Annotated in this window: 18 protein-coding genes; 9 read left to right on the forward strand and 9 right to left on the reverse strand. The window is 40.9% G+C overall.

The features are described 5' to 3' along the window. The first annotated feature begins 81 nt into the window (after positions 1–81). From GUY17_RS12330 to GUY17_RS12340, 3 genes are all read left to right on the forward strand, one after another. On the forward strand, positions 82–1,242 hold the full coding sequence (locus GUY17_RS12330; RefSeq protein WP_101086910.1) for a homogentisate 1,2-dioxygenase: 1,161 nt from the start codon (positions 82–84) through the stop codon (positions 1,240–1,242). A gap of 70 nt (positions 1,243–1,312) precedes the next feature. Then, the gene (gene hppD, locus GUY17_RS12335; protein ID WP_162023320.1) at positions 1,313–2,353 is read left to right on the forward strand and encodes a 4-hydroxyphenylpyruvate dioxygenase; all 1,041 of its coding nucleotides are present in this window, start codon (positions 1,313–1,315) and stop codon (positions 2,351–2,353) included. Positions 2,354–2,456: 103 nt separating this feature from the next. Then, entirely contained in the window at positions 2,457–3,074 is a 618-nt protein-coding gene (locus tag GUY17_RS12340) for a LysE family translocator (protein ID WP_101086908.1), read from the forward strand. 41 nt (positions 3,075–3,115) lie between these two features. Here the strand turns inward: GUY17_RS12340 and GUY17_RS12345 are convergent, their stop codons facing one another. Further along, the gene (locus GUY17_RS12345; RefSeq protein WP_162023321.1) at positions 3,116–4,294 is read right to left on the reverse strand and encodes a GNAT family N-acetyltransferase; all 1,179 of its coding nucleotides are present in this window, start codon (positions 4,292–4,294) and stop codon (positions 3,116–3,118) included. Positions 4,295–4,406: 112 nt separating this feature from the next. Here GUY17_RS12345 and ggt point away from each other — a divergent pair, with 112 nt between their 5' ends. The 5 genes from ggt to GUY17_RS12370 all read left to right on the forward strand — a co-directional run bounded on the left by ggt (position 4,407) and on the right by GUY17_RS12370 (position 13,021). Continuing rightward, a complete protein-coding gene (ggt, locus tag GUY17_RS12350; protein ID WP_162023322.1) occupies positions 4,407–6,158 on the forward strand; it encodes a gamma-glutamyltransferase in 1,752 nt (583 codons plus the stop codon). A 457-nt stretch (positions 6,159–6,615) separates the two neighbouring features. Next, positions 6,616–8,232, forward strand: coding sequence for a methyl-accepting chemotaxis protein (locus tag GUY17_RS12355; RefSeq protein WP_162023323.1), 1,617 nt, complete (start codon positions 6,616–6,618; stop codon positions 8,230–8,232). Between the two features lie 80 nt (positions 8,233–8,312). Beyond that, positions 8,313–9,536, forward strand: a complete 1,224-nt coding sequence (locus GUY17_RS12360) for a hypothetical protein (protein ID WP_162023324.1) — start codon at positions 8,313–8,315, stop codon at positions 9,534–9,536. 11 nt (positions 9,537–9,547) lie between these two features. Then, positions 9,548–9,943, forward strand: coding sequence for a phosphate ABC transporter substrate-binding protein (locus GUY17_RS12365; RefSeq protein WP_162023325.1), 396 nt, complete (start codon positions 9,548–9,550; stop codon positions 9,941–9,943). Positions 9,944–10,921: 978 nt separating this feature from the next. Beyond that, complete coding sequence (locus GUY17_RS12370; protein WP_162023326.1) at positions 10,922–13,021, forward strand: bifunctional 2',3'-cyclic-nucleotide 2'-phosphodiesterase/3'-nucleotidase; 2,100 nt, start codon at positions 10,922–10,924, stop codon at positions 13,019–13,021. A 126-nt stretch (positions 13,022–13,147) separates the two neighbouring features. Here GUY17_RS12370 and GUY17_RS12375 read toward each other — a convergent pair whose 3' ends face one another. Both GUY17_RS12375 and cobB read right to left on the reverse strand, forming a co-directional pair. Next, positions 13,148–13,594 carry an ATP-binding protein gene (locus tag GUY17_RS12375; protein ID WP_162024356.1) on the reverse strand — a complete coding sequence of 149 codons (447 nt, stop codon included), beginning with the start codon at positions 13,592–13,594 and terminating at the stop codon, positions 13,148–13,150. A gap of 31 nt (positions 13,595–13,625) precedes the next feature. Next, positions 13,626–14,348, reverse strand: a complete 723-nt coding sequence (cobB, locus tag GUY17_RS12380; protein WP_162023327.1) for a Sir2 family NAD+-dependent deacetylase — start codon at positions 14,346–14,348, stop codon at positions 13,626–13,628. Positions 14,349–14,706: 358 nt separating this feature from the next. Between cobB and fur the strand changes: the two genes are divergently transcribed. Then, positions 14,707–15,138, forward strand: coding sequence for a ferric iron uptake transcriptional regulator (fur, locus tag GUY17_RS12385; protein ID WP_101086900.1), 432 nt, complete (start codon positions 14,707–14,709; stop codon positions 15,136–15,138). An 80-nt stretch (positions 15,139–15,218) separates the two neighbouring features. On the opposite strand, the gene GUY17_RS12390 is transcribed toward fur, so the two are convergent. From GUY17_RS12390 to GUY17_RS12415, 6 genes are all read right to left on the reverse strand, one after another. Then, entirely contained in the window at positions 15,219–16,145 is a 927-nt protein-coding gene (locus GUY17_RS12390; protein WP_162023328.1) for an AEC family transporter, read from the reverse strand. Between the two features lie 137 nt (positions 16,146–16,282). Beyond that, positions 16,283–17,155 (reverse strand): succinate--CoA ligase subunit alpha, encoded by an 873-nt coding sequence (gene sucD / locus GUY17_RS12395; RefSeq protein ID WP_101086898.1) that lies wholly within the window; start codon positions 17,153–17,155, stop codon positions 16,283–16,285. Then, positions 17,155–18,321 carry an ADP-forming succinate--CoA ligase subunit beta gene (sucC, locus tag GUY17_RS12400; protein WP_101086897.1) on the reverse strand — a complete coding sequence of 389 codons (1,167 nt, stop codon included), beginning with the start codon at positions 18,319–18,321 and terminating at the stop codon, positions 17,155–17,157. The genes sucD and sucC overlap by 1 nt, the downstream gene beginning before the upstream one ends. Positions 18,322–18,397: 76 nt before the next feature. Next, positions 18,398–19,594, reverse strand: coding sequence for a 2-oxoglutarate dehydrogenase complex dihydrolipoyllysine-residue succinyltransferase (gene odhB / locus GUY17_RS12405; RefSeq protein ID WP_101086896.1), 1,197 nt, complete (start codon positions 19,592–19,594; stop codon positions 18,398–18,400). Positions 19,595–19,622: 28 nt separating this feature from the next. Next, on the reverse strand, positions 19,623–22,445 hold the full coding sequence (gene sucA, locus GUY17_RS12410; protein ID WP_101086895.1) for a 2-oxoglutarate dehydrogenase E1 component: 2,823 nt from the start codon (positions 22,443–22,445) through the stop codon (positions 19,623–19,625). Positions 22,446–22,647: 202 nt separating this feature from the next. Then, on the reverse strand, positions 22,648–23,355 hold the full coding sequence (locus GUY17_RS12415; RefSeq protein ID WP_101086894.1) for a succinate dehydrogenase iron-sulfur subunit: 708 nt from the start codon (positions 23,353–23,355) through the stop codon (positions 22,648–22,650). Positions 23,356–23,369: the final 14 nt, after the last annotated feature.

Here is a 23,369-nt window from a genome sequence, read left to right on the forward strand (position 1 = left end):
TTTGCCCAATGCGATTAGGCCATAACAACAAATAACATAAACGCCACGACACTCGCAGTCGATTCACCTTAGGACAATCAGATGCCATTCTATGTTAAACAAGGTCAGATCCCGACCAAACGTCACATTGCCTTCGAAAAAGACAATGGCGAGTTGTACCGTGAAGAATTATTTTCAACCCATGGCTTTTCGAATATCTACTCCAATAAATATCATCACAATATGCCAACCAAAGCGATAGACGTTCAACCTTACTCGTTATCTCATGGTGAACAATGGCAAGACTCATTAATTCAAAATTACAAATTAGACTCGCGTCAAGCCGACTGCCAAGGCAACTTTTTTAGCGCCCGAAATAAAATATTTTTCAATAATGATGTCGCCATGTACACCGCGAAAGTGACTGAAGACACCAATGAATTTTATCGAAATGCCTATGCTGACGAAGTGGTGTTTATTCACGAGGGTGAAGGCCAATTATTGAGTGAATACGGTGTCATTGAAACCAATAAATGGGATTACTTAATTATTCCACGCGGGACCACGTACCAACTTAAATTTAACGATTATCAAAATGTACGCTTGTTTGTTATTGAATCATCCTCAATGGTCGAAGTGCCAAAGCATTTCAGAAACGAATACGGCCAAATGCTTGAATCTGCACCTTACTGTGAACGAGACATTCGTACGCCAACCTTGGCTGATGCCGTGGTTGAAAAAGGTGCGTTTCCGTTAATGTGTAAATTTGGTGATCGCTATCAAAAAATGACACTGCAATGGCATCCATTTGACTTAGTAGGCTGGGATGGTTGCGTTTATCCTTGGGCATTTAACATCAGTGAATATGCACCCAAAGTCGGCAAGATTCATTTACCACCGTCTGAGCATTTAGTGTTTACTGCACACAATTTTGTCATTTGTAACTTTGTGCCACGCCCATACGATTTTCATCCGAAATCGATACCAGCACCTTATTACCACAACAACATCGACAGCGATGAAGTCTTGTATTACGTCGATGGTGACTTTATGAGCCGTACAGGTATTGAAGCGGGCTATATGACGTTACACCAAAAAGGTGTGCCGCATGGGCCTCAACCTGGTCGTACAGAAGCCTCTATCGGCAAAACCGAAACATACGAATATGCGGTGATGGTTGATACCTTCGCCCCACTGAATTTAACCGCTCATGTCAAAAATTGCATGAGTGATGATTACAACCGCTCTTGGTTAGAAAACTAAGACCACATTTATAGCTAACCCAAGTCACCAAAGAGTGATTGCGTGTTGACATAAAATAAAGGAAAACAAAATGGCAAGCGAACTAAATCCACTGGGCCTTTTAGGCATTGAATTCACCGAATTTGCTAGCCCAGATACAGAATACATGCACCAAGTATTCATTGATTTTGGTTTTTCGATGTTAAAAAAAACCAAAAATAATGACATTGTTTACTACAAACAAAATGACATTAACTTTCTATTGAATAAAGGCCGTGCAGGCTTTTCTGCAGAATTCGCCAAATCTCATGGTCCGGCTATTTGTTCAATGGGTTGGCGTGTAGAAGATGCACAGTTTGCATTTACAGAAGCCGTTGCCCGTGGTGCAAAACCAGCCGATGATGCCAATAAAGACATGCCCTACCCAGCTATTTACGGTATCGGCGACAGTCTGATTTATTTTATTGACACTTTTGGTGAACAAAACAATATTTATCAAACTGACTTTGTCGATTTAGAACAGCCTATCGTAACGCCTGAGAAAGGCTTTATGGAAGTCGACCATTTAACCAATAATGTCTACAAAGGCACCATGGAAAAATGGGCTAACTTTTATAAAGACATTTTTGGTTTTACCGAAGTGCGTTATTTCGATATCAGCGGCGCTCAAACTGCTTTGGTATCTTATGCGCTACGCTCTCCAGACGGCAGTTTCTGCATCCCGATTAACGAAGGTAAAGGTAATAACAAAAATCAGATTGATGAATACTTAGGTGAATACAATGGCCCAGGTGTTCAACATCTGGCATTCAGAAGTCGTGACATTGTGGCCTCACTCGATGCTATGGAAGGCACCTCAATCAAAACACTGGATATTATTCCTGAATATTACGACACCATTTTCGAGAAGTTGCCACAAGTGACCGAAGATCACGACCGTATCAAGCATCACCAGATTTTGGTTGATGGCGATGATGACGGTTATTTATTGCAAATTTTCACCAAAAATCTATTTGGGCCTATCTTCATTGAAATCATTCAACGTAAAAATAACCTTGGCTTTGGCGAAGGTAACTTTACCGCGTTGTTTGAATCGATTGAACGCGATCAAATGAAACGCGGCGTGCTGTAATTTTATAGACACGAAGTGATACATAAAAACCAGCAAATTGCTGGTTTTTATCATTTTAGGCCTTTACACTCTGCCATCTACATTCTAATCAAAGACCTTTCTAATGCCAGATTACGCCGTACTCGCTGTGTTTATTCCAACGTTCTTTTTTGTGTCTATCACCCCCGGTATGTGCATGACTTTAGCCATGACACTCGGCATGAGTATTGGTGTACGCAGAACCTTATGGATGATGTTAGGTGAATTAGTGGGCGTGGCGTTGGTCGCCATTGCAGCAGTACTTGGGGTTGCTAGCATCATGCTAAATTACCCACAGGTGTTCGATATTCTTAAGTGGGTGGGTGGCGCTTACCTTGGCTACATTGGCATTAATATGTGGCGTGCTAAAGGCAAAATGGCCATCATCACTGGTATTGAAGTTAAAGCCAGTCGCATGAGCTTAATCAGCCAAGGATTTATTACCGCGATTGCCAACCCTAAAGGTTGGGCTTTTATGATTTCGCTATTACCGCCGTTTATTAATGTTGATAATGCCGTTGGGCCACAACTCGCCGTTTTGCTTAGTATTATAATGGTCACCGAAAGTGTGTCGATGCTGGCTTATGCCAGCGGCGGTAAGAGTTTACGATTATTTTTAAGTCGAGGCGATAATATCCGCTGGATGAATCGTATCGCCGGAAGTTTAATGATACTGGTTGGTATTTGGCTAGCGCTAGGCTAACCCAGAAAGCACATTTGATGAGTAATTAACCTCATATTATTTTATGTATTTTCAATCGATTTATACGGCAGTTGTTCGCACATTTGCTGTATATAAATGTCGATATGAGCTTGCTCTTGTTGACAAAAAGCACCGATGGCATCATTAAAACCTTCATGAGCAACAAAATGGCTTGAGGTGGTTTTCACAGGACGAAAACCTCGAGCCACTTTATGTTCGCCTTGTGCTCCTGCATCAAAAACTAATAATTGATTAGCGATAGCGTACTCAATACCTTGGTAATAACATGCTTCAAAATGGACATAGTCGCATTCTGTTAACGCCCCCCAATAACGACCATATAAATGCGTGTCTGACACAAAATATAATGCTGATGCCACTAATTGTGCGTCACTATTTTCAATCAATAATAATCGGATCATTGAGCCCATTGTTGCTGCTATCTGCTCAAAGAATGCTGCCGACAAGTACCCTTTATGACCAGAACGCTTTAAATAAGTATTTTGATAACAACGCACAAAATCCTGCCATTGCTCTGCACTCGCCTTATCGCCATCGATAAATCGGAATTGTAGCTGTTGTCTTGCAGAAATTCGTTCTTTAGTGATGTTTTTGCGTTTACGTGACGTTAATGTACTCAGAAAGTCATTAAAATCAGCATAATTTTGGTTGTGCCAATGAAACTGACAACCAACACGCTCCATTACCCCTGCTTGTGCAAACTGTAGATGCTGCTCGGTATTGGTAAATAAACAATGCCAAGATGACCAGCCCTGTTTAATGACAGTTTGTGACAGATAGGTTTGAATACCGTCAATCAAGGGCTGTTGATCGTGTTTTGATAAACTTGGGTCAATACCAATACGCCGCCCAGTTGTTGGAGTAAAAGGTATACTGCCCACAAGCTTAGGGTAATAGCCTATATTATGACGCTCATAAGCTTCTGCCCATGCCCAATCAAACACATATTCCCCCCAAGAATGACTTTTAAGGTACAAGGGCATTAATGCAATAATATTATCGCCATCCATCACCATAAGGTGCATCGGCGTCCAACCCGTTTCAGCACTAACGCAGCGACTCATTTCCAGAGCGGATAAATATTCATGCCGGGTAAAAGGATGAGATGATCCAAAAAAGATATTCCATATTGAAGAATCTATATTGCTAATACTATTAACAAATTTATATTGATAAACTCGCGTTTGTGTTTGTTCCACCCACACCTACCCTATAATAAATAACACTCAACCGCTAAAACTCATACCAATTATTGCTATCATGTGGCATGTTCTATCACAGTATCTTCTCAATACACACCAAGGATTGATCGTGACACGATTCCCTAAATTAACACCGCTTTTTTTGAGCACCGCATTAACACTCACACTTTGTTATCCTGCGCTTCATATTGCTGACAGCCAAGCAAATGAAGCTTCAATCTTCAGTGAAATGGCAACGGCTCAGCCAATCTATGCTAAGCATGGCATGGTTTCAAGCCAAGAAGCCATAGCTAGCCAAATTGGTGTTGATATTTTAAAACAAGGTGGCAACGCGGTCGATGCGGCCGTAGCAGTGGCATATGCACTTGCAGTAACCTTACCTCGCGCGGGTAATATTGGTGGTGGTGGTTTTATGCTAGTGCATTTAGCCGAGCAAAATAAAACCATTGCTATCGATTACCGTGAAACAGCCCCTGCTAAAGCGCACAAAGATATCTTCCTTGATGAACAAGGCAATGCAGTTGACAAACTCAGTCGTGAGCATGGACTAGCTGTGGGCGTACCTGGAACCGTTATGGGGATGGAACTGGCCTTAAAACAATATGGCACCATGAAAATGGCGCAAGTGATCAAGCCTGCTATTAAGCTCGCCAAAGACGGTATAGTTGTTACTTCAGATCTATCAAACTCATTAGCGGGCCTTAAATCTCGTATTACTCAATGGCCAAGTTCAGCAGCAATTTTCTACCATGCCGACGGCAGTAATTATCAAGTCAATGAATTGCTCAAACAACCTGAGTTAGCACAGTCTTTATCGTTGATTGCCCAGAAAGGTAGTAAAGGGTTTTATCAAGGTGAAACGGCTGAAAAAATTGTCTCTGCGGTCCAAAATGCTGGCGGGGTAATGAGTTTAACTGATTTAGCTAACTACAAAGTTGTTGAGCGCGAACCGGTTCGAGGTAATTATCGAGGCTACGAAGTGGTATCTATGCCGCCGCCATCTTCAGGGGGTATTCATATTATCGAAATGCTCAATGTACTCGAGCAATTCCCCATTGATAAATTAGGCCACAATAGCGCAAACACTTTGCATCTTATGGCCGAAACCATGAAATATGCCTATGCTGATCGTAGTGAGTATTTAGGCGACCCAGATTTTGTTACTGTGCCTGTTAAACAATTGACTAGCAAACAATACGCAAAAGAGATTGCCAGTAAAATCGCCATCAATAAAACCACCCCTAGCAGCGAAATTAAGCCGGGGAAACTAGCACCATATGAGAGCGATCAAACTACCCACTTCTCGGTTATCGATAAATGGGGCAATGCTGTTGCTAACACCTATACCCTTAACTTCAGTTATGGTTCAGGCTTAGTCGCTAAAGGTACTGGGATTTTATTAAACAATGAAATGGATGACTTTTCGGTTAAACCAGGTACCCCTAATGGTTATGGCTTAATTGGTGGGGAAGCAAATGCAGTGCAAGGAAATAAGCGCCCTCTTAGCTCCATGAGTCCAACCATGGTAATGAAAGATGGCAAACCTTTCATTGTTACCGGCAGCCCTGGTGGCTCGCGGATTATTAATATTACGCTGCAAATGATCATGAATGTAATAGATCATAACTTAAACATTGCCGAAGCAACCGCTGCTGCACGTATGCATCACCAATGGTTACCTGATTTTATTTGGGTGGAACATACATTGAATCGCGATACTATTTCATTACTTGAAGCCAAAGGTCACAAAGTGAAAGTGCAAGAGTCGATTGGCAGTACTCAATCGATAATGATGACAGAGCAAGGTCTTTTTGGCGCTTCAGATCCAAGACGCGCGGGTTCTGCCGCCATCGGCTATTAATACCATTAACCATTACCCTTAAAGCAATAGCGGCTTTACATAATCTAAAGCCGCTATCATTGATAATAAAGTAACAAAAATCATTAACAATATCGTTCTCACGCTAGCGGTACTTACCTAATTCGAAATCATTTCGAATACATAAAAAGTTCATCTTGATGGTTCACAATTAAAATATGTTAAATCAAACATAAACTATATTAACTCACAAAAAATAACATATTCATCGCCTATCAAACTTGTTTATAATCATAATGTTAAATGGACACCTCATTCAAGGGTGAATAATATTTTATTATATTAAAACAAAATCAATATTGTATTTCCAACGAGTTGAACAATACTAACATCGCAATGTGATTGTTTATTAAGCTTTAGCTTTTGTTAGTGATTTTATCCCATTATTTAAAGTGATATTATTGTAACCATGTTAAATAAATTGATTACATAAGGTTATATGCTGCTGACAAATTTAAAAATTAAGCACAGAATTACCCTACTTACTGTTGTCGCCATTTTGTCGTTTGTGATTTCTTTAATTATTAACAATCAAACTGGTGAAAACAATGCACAACGGTTAAACGGACTTCAAAACCAACTTTATCCCGCACTTAATCTAGCAACCATAAATCAAGGGTTGTTACTGCAATTAGATCAAACTATTCAGTCAGCAATAACCACAGGCGAAGAAGACAGCTTAGACATAGCTAAAACGATGGTGAAGCAAATTACGGATAATTTAAATGAGTTAGCCATTTTACTTCCTGCTGAAGAAATAAATACACAGCAATTGATTCGTGACATTACCCTTTATCATGAAAATGCTAGAAGCCTTGCTGCCGAGTTTATAAAGGATGATGTTGACTTTAGTAAAATTCAAACTCAAGCGACAGATAATGCCAAGCGATATCAAACTTTAGTTAAACAATTTGCGGCCAAGAAGAAAGATTATTCAACAGAGTTTGAGCAACGGATCCAATTAACCATAGCCAGTACTGAACGTGCAGAAAATAGTCTAATGCTCATTGGTATTGCGGCTACAGTCGTCATGATTGCAGTAGGAGTCTTAGTTAATAAATCAATTATTAGTACTATCGACAATGTAACCCAGTCACTTCGTAACATATCCCAAGGTGAAGGCGATCTACGATCACGGATTCAGTATGCAGGCAAAGATGAAATAGCACAGCTTGTTTATTGGTTTAATCAATTTGTGTCTAAACTTCAATCGTCTATTGCCGATACAAAGAATACCACTGAAAATTTAACCGAAGTTGCAGCAACGTTACTCAGTGGTAGTCAATACAGTGAACTCAATGTACAGCAACAAAATGAATCCATTGAGCAGATATCACAAGCCATGAAAGAAATGTTTGTCAGTGTCACTCATATTGCTGAATACGCATCAAGCGCAGCGCTTGATGCTGAGAATGCCAACACTGAGGCAAAACAAGGCGTTGTTATTGTTAACGATGCTGTTATTACCATTAATACCTTGGCTGAAGAAGTACAGCAAACTGCGGTTGTCGTTAATCAATTGGACGCATATACCCATAATGTTAATGACATATTAGACACGATAAGAAGTATTGCAGATCAGACTAATTTACTCGCACTTAACGCTGCGATTGAAGCCGCGCGTGCTGGTGAACATGGGCGCGGGTTTGCGGTAGTTGCAGATGAAGTCAGAACATTGGCCTCTAGAACACAAACCTCGACCCAAGAAATCCAACAAGTGCTACAAGAATTACGCTCCACGTCTAAACAAGCCGTTGACGCGATGGCTCGTGGTATCAACACTGCAGCAATAGGGGTTAAATCAACCTCTTTAGCCGGTGAAGCCTTACAACGTATAACAGGTAAAGTGAGTGCAATATCAGAGGTTAATGACCAAATTGCGGCTGCCACCGAAGAACAACATACAACTTCGGTGTTGATTCAGCAATATGTAGCTGAAATGGAAGCCGGTTCACAGAAAGTCAGGGTAACGACGGCTGATATGGGAGGGATCAGTGTTGATATTCAAAATATAAGTGAAAGACTACAATCAATTACTAACCAATTTAAGGTGTGAGATTGATTGTAAATGCAGTAGCAGAAAACCAAAAATATAAGCCCTAAAGGCATATTGAGTGATGATCAAGGAGTAACACCATGCAGTTTAATTTAAAAGTATTATCTGTTGCAATATCAATGGCAATGATACCTAACCTAGCAACAGCAGATGAAGCTGCTGATGCAAAAATAGCTAAGTTAGAGCAGCAAGTTCAAACGCTGCAAAAACAACAAAATGCTAGCCTAACTGACAAAGTAAAATTTAACGGCTTTATTAGTGGAGCCTATATCAGCTCTGACAATGATGCTGGTTATAATAATGCAGATTCAAGTGCTGATTTTAACGAAGACAGTAAATTAGGGCTACAAGGTACCTTTAACATTTCTGACAATACTCAAGCAGTATTACAGTTAATGATGCGCGGTAAATACGACTGGGAAGTTGAAGCAGAATGGGCCTATTTATCTCATCGCTTTGAAAACGGCGTCAAGATTCGTGGTGGTAAACTGCGAGTCCCTTTATTCATGTACTCTGATTACTTAGATGTTGGCTACGCACAGCCATTTGCTCGTCCACCACAAGAAGTATACGGCGCTATTCCGTTTTCGTCTTACACAGGCGCTGGCGTGTCATACGATGTTGAATATGATGACTCAACCTTAACAATGCAAGCCTTTGGTGGTGAGTCAGATGTTAAAAATTCAGCGGTTGAACTCAGTAACCTTATGGGTGCTAACCTGAGCTGGACTGACGAAATATGGACTTTACGTGCCGTATACGCTCAAGCACAACTAGACGGACCTATTGTTAATGAAGTTGACGTAACATTAGCGCCTGGAGTGAACACCCAAGCGAACTATACGGTATTAGAACTTGATGATGATAAAGGTTCTTTCGTCGGAGTGGGTGCAAGTTACGACAATGGTGAAGTCATTGCGATAACAGAATGGACTCGTTCAGAAATTGATAACGCTTACCCTGATATTGATTCTGGTTACTTAACATTAGGCTATCGTATTAAGGAATTTACGCCTTACGCTACTGTTGCTTATACGAAAACTCAAGATAATGATGAGCGTCTACCTTTATCTACAGCGGCTGCAATTCAGATGGTCGCCTTTAATGCTGAACGTATGGCTTACAGTATTGGTTTGCGATGGGATGCAATTGATAACGTTGCGATTAAATTTGATGTCACCTACGCCGATGATTTTGGTGACACTTCAGGTGGATTCTTAGGCAACAACTTGGACACGTCAACAGGTAAATTCACTTACGATGACACCTTGATTTACACCGTTAAATTCGACGCAGTATTTTAAGGGGTATGATAATGAAAAAATTATTAACAATTTTAGCACTAAGTTTAACTGCCGTTACCTCATCTAATGCTGCTGTAGTGATTATTGGCAATCCTGCTGCTGCAGATATTTCAATTAATGATGTAAAAAAAGCTTTTTTAGGAAAAGGTGATTCTTCAGTCGTCGTTTACGAATTAGAAGAAGGTAATCCTATTCGCAGTGAGTTTCATCAAGCTGTTACCGGTAAGTCAGATGCTCAACTGAAAGCATTTTGGTCTAAGCAAGTCTTCACAGGTAAAGGTACTCCACCTCCTGCGGTTTCTGGTGCAAGTGCGATGAAATCAGCAATTGCAAGCAATCCAAATGCCATTGGCTACATTGATGAAGCAGACGTTGATGCCACAGTAAAAATCATTATTAAGCCATAAATAATAATGAAATTGTGATTAATACTCACCAAATAGGGTAGAAACATAACCAGCGATGGTTTGACAGTAACCAAAAAACAAACCGAGCAATTACCACGATTGCTCGGTTTTTTGTTGCTAACTCATCAATAAAACATTGAGCCGACTAAGTTAATAGCATCAAAACATATCAACAATCCGTTTATTAATGTTTATGGTACTTTGCTGATATCCATAAACTAATAAATATTGCCCGCAATATGATATTCAGGCCATTGAAACTACGATTGATGAGTTATACCAGAGAGTTAGTACTCGCATTGATAATCGTTAAATATCTGCCTTGCCATATGATTGAAGCAATAGAATAATCATATTAATTTCACTCGCGTCAAATACATATTTTTAATTTAACAGATCATGTACCGATGAAATGGTACAGATAACTAAAAGGTAAAGATGCAAGTATTAAAACGCTGTTACCTAGCAAAGGTTGATTAAAGGATAAACCTTAATATATTAAGATTTTAATTCTATTATTAACCATACCCGTTATGGTTTTGGTCGTGTTAATTTTAACCAGCACAGTGAATATTATTACATTTATAATGACTATTTAGTCTAAATAAGCAGAATTTATATATTTAGTGACATAAGTGTTATTCATAGTAAACCATGAAATAAGTTCATAGTTCCAGTCTTAGTCTTAGTCTTAGTCTTAGTCTTAGTCTTAGTCTTTATTAAGTAAACAGAAAAATTAATATAAAATACAATGATAGCCAGTCAGCTTTTTATCACTTTTTATGGCTATTAATTGCGCGAACGCACTCATTAATCATATTAATTCAGCGTTCCATCACAATTTATTCATATCTTATGCTTATAATCACCGCGGTGTTTTCATTTTATTATCAAAATAGTTAAGGAACGTTAACACTACGTAAGAGGCAAAAACAGAAAAAATACGCCTCGGGGTCAAATAAATATAGAGAGTAAAATATGTTAAATAAAACACTTCTTGCCGTTGTTATCGCTGGCGCACTGGGACTAGGCGGTTGCGGCTCTGATAATGACGATCAAACAAATACTGTTACTGCAGATATCAAGTTACGTGTAATGGAAACGACTGATCTTCATACTAATATGATGGATTACAACTATTACTCAGGGAAAGATGATAAGACCATTGGTCTGGTACGTACAGCAAGTTTAATCAATGCAGCACGCGCCGAAGTCACTAACTCAGTTTTATTAGACAACGGTGATTTATTGCAAGGTAGCCCTATGGGGGATTACATTGCCAATAAATTCAAAACTGACAGCAACATGTTAACCGACACACACCCAGTGTACAAAGCAATGAATACACTAGATTATGAAGTGGGTAATATTGGTAACCATGAATTTAATTATGGCTTAACATTTCTTGAACAATCAATATCGGGGGCAAATTTCCCCTACATTAACTCGAACGTAATTTGTGCTGATAAAGATGGTTGTTGGGGTGATGTGCTATTTAATGAAAACATGTTCACACCGTATATCATTAAAGACAAAGTTGTTATCGATGTTGACGGTAATGAACACACAATCAAAATCGGATATATCGGTTTTGTACCACCACAGGTTTTACAATGGGATAAAGCTAACTTAGACGGTAAAGTTGAAGTCTTAGGCATTGTTCAAGCGGCTAATAAGTTTATTCCGCAAATGAAAGCTGAAGGTGCTGATATTATTTTAGCCATTCCGCATTCTGGTATTGGTTCAAGTGAAAACCCTGGCGATCCATGGGCAGAAAACGCCACTTATGCACTCACCAATGTTGATGGTATTGATGCAATATTCTTTGGCCACAGCCACTCAGTTTTCCCAGCAGCAAGCAATAGCGATTTACCGAACACCGACGTAGAAAAAGGGCTATTAAACGGCATTCCAGCTGTAATGCCTGGTCGTTGGGGTGATAACTTAGGTGTGGTTGACTTAGTTGTACGCCAAGTAGAAGGGAAATGGACCGTAATTCATGAAGAATCAACGGCTAAAGCACGCCCAATTTACGACAATGCTAATAAAGTAGCATTGGTTGAAGGTGAAGCGAGCTTACGTGATGCAATTGAAATTGAACATAATGGTACTATCGAATATGTTAGCCAACCTATTGGGGTTGCTGCCGCTAACATGTACAGCTTCTTAACGTTAGTTCAAGATGATCCAACGGTTCAGATTGTATCTAATGCTCAAATAGCGCGTGTTAAAACATTAATTACTGATGATTTAAAAGATTTGCCAATCTTGTCAGCATCGGCACCATTTAAAGCCGGTGGACGTTATGCTGAAGGAGATGCAAGCCAATATGTACAAGTTGATGCTGGCGACCTTTCGTATAAAAACGCAGCTGACTTATACCTTTATCCAAATACTATGGTTGCAGTTAAAGCCACCGGTGCGGAATTAAAAGATTGGTTAGAATGTTCTGCCAACCAGTTTAATCAAATTGATCCAACCATCAGTGCCCCACAAAATTTAATTAATCGCGCAGGCCACCCAACCTATAACTTCGACGTTATTGATGGCCTAACTTACAAAATAGATGTAACTCAACCAACTAAGTTTGACCGTAGCTGTGAAGTTGTTAACGCCGGTGCTAACCGTATTGTTGACTTAGCTTACACTGCTGCCGATGGTACGGTTATTACGGGTAATGATTTAGCCGCTATGTCATTTGTAGTGGCATCAAATAACTACCGTGCATTTGGTGGTTCATTTGCGGGTACCGGTTCTGACCACGTAGTGCTAGAACTGCCAGATACCAACCGTGATGCATTATCAGCTTATATTACTGAGCAATCACAACCAAATGCAACTGGCGGATATGATGCTATGGTCGATCCATCAGCTGATTACAACTGGGATTTTAAAACTATTGATAATGCGACTGTTGCATTAGACATTCGTTTTGAAACTCAAGATAGCGATGTTGCTGACAAGTTTGTTGCTGATAATCAACAACGTAAAATGGTGAAGTTACCTAAAACAGCTGATGTTGTCGCAGGCTTTGCGATTTATAGCATCGACCTAACGACACCTGTTGCTGCTAAATAATTATTCGCGGACTAGATACAAAGAAGGCGCTTTATGCGCCTTCTTTATTTTTATAGTTCTGGCCTAAAATATGGCCACACAACTTAAATACAGTCACCATTATTTAAACAATGAGTTTGCAAACTATTACTCTTCAAACAACTGCGCCATTTTTTGAATATGCACTAATGAAACGTGATGTTGATTTCGTTGTGCACAAAGCTGTTGATGTTGGTCATCATCTGGATTCCCTACTAATACCACTTTAACTTGATAGCCTAACGCTTTTGCTGCTGCGTCATAAGCCATAAATTCCCATTTCGCGATATTAGTATTATCACAAATAACTATTGGTTCATTTCGCGCCAACGCCTGAATAAAAGCCGTTAAATTAGCCTGATGATATTGGCCAATTTTTTGCGGATTAAAGCGATATTGTCCCTGTTGATAAAAATAGCGGTCTGTAGAGAATAGACCATGCTGTCGGATATGAATCGCCTGCTCAATGCCTTGAGAAATAATAAATTGTTCAACCCAATAAGACTTACCACTGCCAGGTAAACCACGCATTATAATCGCCAGCTTTGACGGCATCACGTCATTTACCACTCTATCAACTAACGTTTCACTCACTTCCAACCACCTTACCCGCTAAAATATCATCAACTAACCTAGGTAAAATATCACCCGCTTTTCCGGTAAAATGATATTGAAACTGACTATGACGGTCTGCAGGATCAAGGTTAACCTCCACAGTTTGAGCACCGTGGTGATTCGCGCTATCGACAAAGCCTGCCGCGGGATAAACCGTACCAGATGTGCCAATCGCAATAAATAAGTCACAGTGGTCTAAAGCGTCGTGGATTCTGTCCATACCAAAAGGCATTTCCCCAAACCACACAATATGTGGCCGCAAGCGTTTTCCCGGGATACAACAAGTGCAACAGTTTTCAGCACCAAAAGGTTCACGTAATACAAAGGTTTGTAATGATTGTGGGCATCGACCTTTTGCTAATTCGCCGTGCATATGCAGTAATCGTTTAGACCCTGCCCGCTCGTGTAAATCATCAACATTTTGGGTTATCACTAGCAATTCACCCGTAAATTCTGTTTCAAGTTTCGCGAGTGCTAAATGTGCTGCATTTGGAATGACATCATCACTGTGTAATTGTTGCCAGCGGCTATTATAAAAACGCTCCACTAACTCGATATCTCTTGCATAGCCTTCAGGAGTGGCAACATCTTCAATATGATGCTGTTCCCATAAACCATGCTGATCTCTAAACGTGCTCATACCCGACTCAGCTGAAATACCTGCGCCGGTCAGCACTACAATTTGCCGGTACATTGTTTGTCCTTTATTGTGATGATGTAAAATAAAATGTAATGACTTTTAATACCATATCAAAAATACGTACTCAGGTTACAAAATGTTGTCACTACACGGTCTAAAAATTCACATAAAATTCATGTTATAGATTTGATAATAATATCGGATATCCGAATAGGTACAATAATCCCTTAGTATAAGTAAGCTTATTGAGAGATCCTTAACAAATAATATCAGCTTAAGTGACTGTTTTACTAAATATCCTCTATATAGGTTGATAAAGCAGCTTAAGAGGTTTATGTTTTTAGACTCAAGACATATAATGATTAGAATATCCACCGATGAACCGATTGGTTCTGCAATCAAGAGATTAGCAATGACAGATGGAAATCAAGCACTCAAAAAAGCCGGATTAAAAATAACTCTGCCGCGAGTTAAAATTCTAGAACTGATGCAATCCCCAGACAACCAGCATATCAGTGCAGAAGACTTATATAAAAAGTTACTCGAAATAGGCGAGGAAATTGGTCTCGCTACTGTATACAGAGTATTAAACCAGTTCGATGATGCGGGCATTCTAAATCGTCATCATTTTGAAAGTGGTAAAGCGGTGTTTGAAATGTCGACTCAACAACACCATGATCATTTAGTGTGTTTAACCTGTGATAAAGTGATTGAGTTTACTGACGACGTAATTGAACGTCGCCAAGATGAAATCGCCATGCGTCATAACATCAAGCTGACTCACCATAGCTTGTACCTTTATGGCCATTGCACCAATGATACTTGTGATCACGCTGACGAATAGTCAGTATGTGAGCAACAAACAAACCAGCAAATTTGCTGGTTTTTTATTGGTTAATATTTGTCATAAGATTGAAAATTTAGTTAAAGCAACAATGTCAGCCATAGGCTAAAACTAAACACAGATAACAAGGTCGATAATACCACTGTGCTACCTAAAGTTGATTCATGTTGCTTAAGCTCTGTGGCAATAAGATAAGCGTTGACGCCAAGAGGAGAGGCACTGAGTAACACCAACATCGCGGTGCTTGAAGCTGCTAGCTCAAACACAAAATGCGCCATCACATACACTAACGCTGGCAATAAAATAATTTTTAAGCTACTTGCCATTAAGGCTAAACGCCAATGTTCACCTACGCGATAAAAACTTAAATTAGCACCTAGCACAAACAATGCACACGCCAAAGCGGGCTTAGCTAATAGCGCTAAACCATCATCTAATTGTGGTCCCAAGTTAATACTTAATGCATTCGCAAAAATGCCTAGCCCTATACTCATTACTACCGGATTAAGTGCCATAGAGCGAGCAAACCGTCGCCACGAGAAACCCTGAGGCTGCGCTCGTGCAGCTAAGATAAAAGTCAGTGCAAACAGGGTGGCGCTATGAAAAGTAATGATCATAAATACCTGCCCTATCATTGCTGGGCCTAATGCAGCGATAATAATGGGTAAACCTACCAATACCGTATTGGAATAACTGGCGCCCAACGCGAATACCGCACTGGCATCACGCCCCTGCAGCGCTATTGGACTAAAGAGGCGATTAATTCGGTAACCTATAGCAAACACTAACAACACTGGTAAATAAAAAGCCAGCAATGCAAATGGATCAATGCTTTGCGCTAATGGTGCTGCCAGCATATTGATAAATAAAAATGCCGGAATACTGACATAAAAAGTAAATTTGCTGATCCCAGCAATGTGTTCTTTATTAAAGAAACCCACTCGGGTTAATACAAAACCTAATACCACCATAAAAATTAACGGAAATATAATACTGATGATGGCCATACTTACCTTACAAATACCGAACTAAATGCCAACTGATTGTCTATTATAATAATATGAAAAATATAACAGTATGAAAAATAGTGTAAAAAAAACCAATAAAAAAGGCGCCTAAGCGCCTTTTTCAAGCCGAGTAAATATTACCAGCCAGTACGAATACGTAGTGCTTTACCAATGTCAGCTAAAGAGCGAACAGTCGTAACGCCTGCAGCTTCAAGAGCAGCAAACTTATCTTCAGCAGTACCTTTACCACCAGCGATAATTGCGCCAGCATGGCCCATGCGCTTACCTTCTGGTGCAGTAACACCAGCAATGTAAGATACAACAGGCTTAGTTACGTGTGCTTTGATATATTCAGCAGCTTCTTCTTCTGCATTACCACCGATTTCACCGATCATTACAATCGCTTCAGTCTGTGGATCGTTTTGGAACATTTCCAATACGTCAATGAAGTTAGTACCAGGAATTGGATCACCACCGATACCTACACAAGTAGATTGGCCGAAACCTTCATCAGTAGTTTGCTTAACTGCTTCGTACGTTAATGTACCAGAGCGTGAAACAATACCAACTTTACCAGGTAAATGGATGTGACCAGGCATGATACCAATCTTACATTCACCAGGCGTGATAACACCTGGGCAGTTAGGACCAATCATGCGAGTGCCAGTTTCTTCAAGCTTCACTTTCACTTGCAGCATATCAAGTGTTGGGATACCTTCAGTGATACAAACGATTAGCTCAAGGCCAGCATCGATTGCTTCAAGGATAGCATCTTTACAAAAAGGTGCTGGTACGTAGATAACAGTTGCAGTTGCACCTGTTGCCGCTACAGCATCTTTAACTGTGTTAAAGACTGGAAGACCTAGGTGAGTTTGACCACCTTTTCCAGGAGAAACACCACCAACCATTTGCGTGCCATAAGCAATCGCCTGTTCAGAGTGAAAAGTACCCTGACCACCAGTGAAACCTTGACAGATTACCTTGGTATCTTTGTTAATTAAAACAGACATTATTTGCCCTCCGCAGCTTTAACAACTTGCTCAGCCGCGTCAGTTAGACTTGTAGCCGCGATGATATCAAGACCAGACTTAGCCAATACTTCACGACCTAATTCGGCGTTAGTACCTTCAAGACGAACAACAACTGGCACTTTAACGCCAACTTCTTTAACCGCACCGATAATACCTTCAGCGATCATATCGCAACGCACGATACCACCGAAGATGTTAACCAATACTGCTTTAACATTGCTGTCAGAAAGAATGATCTTAAAGGCTTCAGCAACACGTTCTTTAGTTGCTCCACCGCCAACGTCTAAGAAGTTAGCTGGCTTGCCACCGTGTAGGTTTACAATGTCCATTGTACCCATTGCTAGGCCGGCACCGTTAACCATACAACCTACGTTACCGTCTAAAGCAACATAGTTTAATTCAAATTTTGCAGCATGTGCTTCACGTGCATCATCTTGTGATGGATCATGCATCGCTTTGATTTTTGGCTGACGGAATAATGCGTTGCCATCAATACCAATTTTGCCATCTAAACAATGAAGGTTGCCTTCAGTGGTGATAACAAGTGGATTGATTTCTAATAACGCAAAATCATGGTCGTTAAACATGTTCGCTAGACCCATAAAGATCTTAGTAAACTGCTTCATTTGTGTTGGGTTTAAACCTAACTTGAAGCCAAGATCGCGAGCTTGGAAAGCCTGAGGACCTGTTAACGGATCAATGATAGCTGTGTGAATAAGCTCTGGCGTATGTTCAGCCACAGTTTCAATATCAACACCACCTTCAGTCGACGCCATGAACACTACACGACGTGTGCTACGGTCAACAACTGCACCTAAGTACAATTCATTGGCGATGTCAGTGCAGCTTTCAACTAGAATTTTAGCAACTGGCTGACCTTTAGCGTCAGTCTGGTACGTTACTAAGTTCTTACCTAACCAGTTTTCAGCGAATGCTCTGATTTCGTCTTTACTTCCGGTAACTTTAACGCCACCTGCTTTACCACGGCCGCCAGCGTGTACTTGACACTTAACAACCCATAGGTTCCCGCCAATGTGGCCAGCTGCTTCAACTGCTTCTTGAGCGGTATCACATGCAAAGCCTTCAGAGACTGGTAAACCATATTCGGCAAATAAAGATTTTGCCTGATACTCATGCAAATTCATGATGATCTATCCATATACTTCTAATCAAATCCAACTGGCTCAATATGAGCCAGCGACGAGGGTTTTATCTAACTACTTATAGATCAAGTAGCAGACGAGTTGGATCTTCTAGGAAGTCTTTAATCGCGACTAAGAAGCCAACTGACTCACGACCATCAACAATACGATGATCGTAAGAGAGTGCTAGGTACATCATAGGCAGGATTTCAACCTGACCATTGACTGCCATTGGGCGATCTTTAATGGCATGCATGCCTAAGATTGCGCTTTGTGGTAGGTTCAAAATGGGTGTAGACATTAGCGAGCCGAAAACACCACCGTTTGTCACAGTGAAGTTACCGCCAGTCATGTCTGCAACAGACAGTTTTCCGTCACGGCCTTTAATGGCTAATTCACGTACCGCTTTCTCAATCTCAGCTAGGTTCATGGTATCAGTGTCACGTAATACTGGTGTCACCAGGCCACGTGGAGTCGATACTGCAATGCTGATATCAAAATAGTTGTGATACACAATGTCATCACCATCGATAGAGGCGTTAACTTCAGGGAAACGTTTTAGCGCTTCAGTCACCGCTTTGATATAGAAAGACATAAAGCCTAAACGAATACCATGACGTTTTTCGAAAATGTCTTGGTACTGTTTACGAATATCCATGATTGGCTTCATGTTAACTTCGTTAAACGTGGTTAACATTGCCGTTGAATTTTTCGCTTCTAAAAGACGTTTAGCGATAGTCTTACGAAGACGTGACATTGGTACACGCTTCTCACTACGGCCTTCTAATACTGCAACAGGCGCTACCGGCGCTGCTGCTTTAGCTGGAGCAGACTTAAGGAATGCATCAACATCATCCTTAGTCACACGTCCACCAACACCAGAACCTTTAATTTTACTGGCATCAAGATTATGCTCAGCAATAACACGACGAACAGATGGACTTAATGCATCGTTAGATTCATCAGTAGCGACTTCAGTCGTTGTATTAGTAGAAGGCGCTGATGCTTCAGCTTTAGTCACTTCTTGGCCAGACACTGCACCAGCGACGAAATTAGCAATCACTTGCTCACCTAAAACGGTGTCACCTTCTTGGAATAACAATTCAGAGATTGAACCGTCTTCTGGTGCAACCACTTCTAATACAACTTTGTCAGTCTCGATATCAACTAAGTTTTGATCGCGTGTCACCTGTTCACCAGGTTTAACATGCCAAGTAGCAATAGTTGCATCAGCAACAGATTCTGGTAATACGGGTACCTTAATTTCGATACTCATGGAAAGCTTCCCTTATATAAATTATCTATTACGACAGTTTTAATGCGCTATTTACTAATGATTCTTGCTGCTGTACGTGTAACCCAGGATAACCACATGCTGGTGCAGCAGAAGCTTCACGACCGGCATAAGTTAGTTGAGCGCCTGCAGGAATATTAGCCCAGAAATGATGCTGACTACAGTACCATGCACCTTGGTTTTGTGGCTCTTCTTGACACCAAACAAAATCAGTAACATGTTGATATGTTGCTAATGCCTCACGCAATTCCACGTCAGGGAACGGATATAGCTGCTCAACACGCACAATGGCAACGTTGGTAACATTCTCTTTGCGACGTTTTTCAAGTAACTCGAAATACACCTTGCCGCTACAGAATACAACGCGGTCAACTTGGCTTGCATCTAAGGTATCAATCTCACCAATAATATTTTGGAAAGTCCCTTCAGCAAGCTCTTCTAAGGTAGACACCGCTAATGGATGACGTAGCAAAGATTTAGGTGACATGACTACCAGCGGGCGACGCATTGGACGCACAACCTGGCGACGCAACATGTGATAAACCTGCGCCGGAGTTGATGGCACACACACTTGCATGTTGTGGTTAGCACATAATTGCAAGAAGCGCTCTAGACGTGCACTTGAATGCTCAGGACCTTGGCCTTCATAACCATGAGGTAATAGCATCGTTAGACCACATAAACGGCCCCACTTTTGCTCACCAGATGATAAGAATTGATCAATCACCACTTGGGCACAGTTGACGAAATCACCAAACTGCGCTTCCCAAATGGTCAAGCCACCTGGTTCTGCCGTAGCGTAACCGTATTCAAATGCCAACACAGATGCTTCAGATAATACTGAGTCAATAATATCAATTGGCCCTTGTTCATCAGCCACATTACGCAAAGGTAAATAGGTAGTGCCGTCTTTTTGGCTATGCAATACAGCATGACGATGGAAGAACGTACCACGACCAGAGTCTTGACCAGTGATCCGCACACGCTTGTTATCTTCAAGGATAGAAGCATAGGCCAAGGTTTCAGCGAAGCCCCAGTCTAATAACTTTTCGCCTTTAGCCATCGCAGTACGGTCAGCACAAATTTTGGCAACACGAGATTGAAGCGTATGGTTTTCAGGAATATCAACTAACTTATTGGCTAAGTTTTGTAGACGTTCCATTGACATAGCACCCGCGTAATCTTCATCCCATTCGCGATTAAGATACGGTGTCCAGTCAACAGTATGTAACGTCATAGGACGCCATTCTTTAACCACACAATCACCAGCATCTAATGCATCACGATAATGGTTAATCAAACCAGTCACTTCATCGGCTGGAATACTATTTTCAGCGATTAACTTATCTGCATAGATTTTACGTGGCGTAGGGTGCTTTTTGATTTTAGCGTACATCAGCGGCTGTGTAGCACTAGGCTCGTCAGCTTCGTTATGGCCATGACGGCGATAACACACTAAATCAATAACCACATCACGCTTAAATTCATTACGATAATCCACTGCAAGTTGAGAGATAAACGCAACCGCTTCAGGATCGTCAGAATTAACATGAAAAATTGGCGCCTGAACCATCTTAGCGATGTCAGTACAGTATTCGGTTGAACGTGTGTCAGCCTGATTAGATGTGGTAAAACCAACTTGGTTATTGACCACTATTCGAATGCTACCGCCAACAGTAAAACCACGTGTTTGAGACATGTTAAACGTCTCTTGCACAATGCCTTGGCCAGTTATAGCAGAATCACCATGAATAGTAATTGGCATGACTTGCAGACCGTCTTTACAACCACGACGATCTTGACGAGCACGAACAGAACCAATAACCACTGGATTAACGATCTCTAAGTGAGATGGGTTAAAGGCAAGTGCTAAATGAACGTTTCCACCTGGCGTTTCAAAATCAGATGAGAAACCTTGGTGATATTTTACATCGCCAGAACCGTGAGTGTCGGCATGCTTACCCGCAAACTCATCAAAAAGTTCAGCAGGACGTTTACCTAGCACGTTAATGAGCAAGTTTAAACGACCACGGTGAGCCATACCTACCACGATTTCTTTAGTACCCGCTTCGCCTGCACGGTAAATGATTTCACGCATCATCGGAACGAGCGAATCACCACCTTCTAAAGAGAATCGCTTAGCTCCAGGGAATTTAGCACCAAGGTATTTTTCGATACCTTCTGCAGCATTCAACCCTTCAAGAATACGCTTTTTGACGCTGTTATCGTACTGGGCTTTACCTAATGTGGGTTCAAGACGTTGTTGGATCCAACGCTTTTCATCGGTATCAGTAATATGCATGTATTCAGCACCAATCGAGCCACAATAAGTGCTCTTTAGTGCGTGAATAATATCAGCCAGTTTCATGGTCTCACCACCTAGGGCGAATGAACCAGTATTAAACTGACGCTGCATGTCATCTACGGTTAAGCCGTGATAAGCAGGATCTAACTCCTGAACTTCCTCGCGCTTCCACAATCCTAATGGATCTAAATTGGCATTTTGATGGCCACGGAAACGGTGAGCATTGATCAGTTGCAGAACCTTAACTTGCTTCGCATCTAACTCTGGATCGCCGACGCTGGTAGCGTTTTTTAAACGACCTTGTAGAGCTAAACTGCGGAAATAGTCACGAACTTTAGAGTGAGCAGTTTCGGGTACTTCTACTGAGGCACCGTTAACCGGAGGGAGATTATCAAAAACAAGCTGCCAATCAGGGGTCACTGATTGCGGATCTTCTTGATAGGCTTCATACATCTCTTCTACGTAGGTCGAGTTCGAACCACTTAAATGTGACGACTCGAGCCAGGCTTTCATGATGCCTTGGTGCATTGTTATTCCTTTCAAACTTGATACACGTGCTAGCCATAAACATAACAGTGAGTAACGTAAGTTACATCACACGTAGACTGAAACTATCTTTACAAGATAGTAGCAGGAGGTCTTACATAAACACGCAAAAGAGCCATCTCCAATAATGAAGATGACTCTTAACAGAGCTAATAAGTCAGACTATTTTGCTCTTCGTCGTGCATTAAACAGCTCGCTTCAGTAACATCGACTTGATATGACCAATCGCTTTAGTTGGGTTTAATCCTTTAGGACAAACATCAACACAGTTCATGATGCCATGACAACGGAACACACTGTAAGCATCATCTAGATCAGATAAACGCTCCTCAGTTGCCGTGTCGCGGCTGTCAATCAAGAAACGATAAGCATGCAATAAACCGGCTGGACCGATAAATTTATCCGGATTCCACCAGAAAGATGGACACGAAGTTGAACAACATGCACACAAAATACATTCGTATAAACCATCTAAATGAGCACGCTCTTCAGGTGATTGTATATGTTCACGAGCTGGCGCCTTTTCATCATTGATCAGATAAGGCTTAATTTTTTCGTATTGCTTGTAGAACTGAGTTAGGTCAACGACCAAATCTCGAACTACTGGCATGCCTGGTAAAGGACGGACTTCAATTTTCTTCCCTTTAAAGGTAGATATTGGCGTAATACACGCTAATCCATTTTTACCATTCATGTTAACACCGTCAGAACCACACACGCCTTCACGGCATGAGCGACGAAACGCAATCGTTGAGTCTTGTTCTTTCAGCTTAATTAACGCATCCAACACCATCATATCAGAACCATCAGGCACTTCTAGGGTGTAATCCTTCATGTAAGGCTTGGTATCTACATCAGGATTATAACGATACAATGCAAATGTTAATTTCATCTTTTGCAACTCCT

This window comes from Shewanella sp. Arc9-LZ (genome assembly GCF_010092445.1).
Lineage (GTDB): Bacteria > Pseudomonadota > Gammaproteobacteria > Enterobacterales > Shewanellaceae > Shewanella.

Excerpts from the sequence above, each read along its gene's own strand:
- sucA (WP_101086895.1), bottom strand. The coding sequence starts at position 22,445 with ATGCACCAAGGCATCATGAAAGCCTGGCTCGAGTCGTCACATTTAAGT.
- GUY17_RS12330 (WP_101086910.1), top strand. The coding sequence starts at position 82 with ATGCCATTCTATGTTAAACAAGGTCAGATCCCGACCAAACGTCACATT.
- sucD (WP_101086898.1), bottom strand. The coding sequence starts at position 17,155 with ATGTCTGTTTTAATTAACAAAGATACCAAGGTAATCTGTCAAGGTTTC.
- odhB (WP_101086896.1), bottom strand. The coding sequence starts at position 19,594 with ATGAGTATCGAAATTAAGGTACCCGTATTACCAGAATCTGTTGCTGAT.
- cobB (WP_162023327.1), bottom strand. The coding sequence starts at position 14,348 with ATGTACCGGCAAATTGTAGTGCTGACCGGCGCAGGTATTTCAGCTGAG.
- fur (WP_101086900.1), top strand. The coding sequence starts at position 14,707 with ATGACAGATGGAAATCAAGCACTCAAAAAAGCCGGATTAAAAATAACT.
- GUY17_RS12355 (WP_162023323.1), top strand. The coding sequence starts at position 6,616 with ATGCTGCTGACAAATTTAAAAATTAAGCACAGAATTACCCTACTTACT.
- GUY17_RS12390 (WP_162023328.1), bottom strand. The coding sequence starts at position 16,145 with ATGGCCATCATCAGTATTATATTTCCGTTAATTTTTATGGTGGTATTA.
- GUY17_RS12375 (WP_162024356.1), bottom strand. The coding sequence starts at position 13,594 with ATGCCGTCAAAGCTGGCGATTATAATGCGTGGTTTACCTGGCAGTGGT.
- GUY17_RS12365 (WP_162023325.1), top strand. The coding sequence starts at position 9,548 with ATGAAAAAATTATTAACAATTTTAGCACTAAGTTTAACTGCCGTTACC.
- hppD (WP_162023320.1), top strand. The coding sequence starts at position 1,313 with ATGGCAAGCGAACTAAATCCACTGGGCCTTTTAGGCATTGAATTCACC.
- GUY17_RS12415 (WP_101086894.1), bottom strand. The coding sequence starts at position 23,355 with ATGAAATTAACATTTGCATTGTATCGTTATAATCCTGATGTAGATACC.
- GUY17_RS12370 (WP_162023326.1), top strand. The coding sequence starts at position 10,922 with ATGTTAAATAAAACACTTCTTGCCGTTGTTATCGCTGGCGCACTGGGA.
- GUY17_RS12340 (WP_101086908.1), top strand. The coding sequence starts at position 2,457 with ATGCCAGATTACGCCGTACTCGCTGTGTTTATTCCAACGTTCTTTTTT.
- sucC (WP_101086897.1), bottom strand. The coding sequence starts at position 18,321 with ATGAATTTGCATGAGTATCAGGCAAAATCTTTATTTGCCGAATATGGT.
- GUY17_RS12360 (WP_162023324.1), top strand. The coding sequence starts at position 8,313 with ATGCAGTTTAATTTAAAAGTATTATCTGTTGCAATATCAATGGCAATG.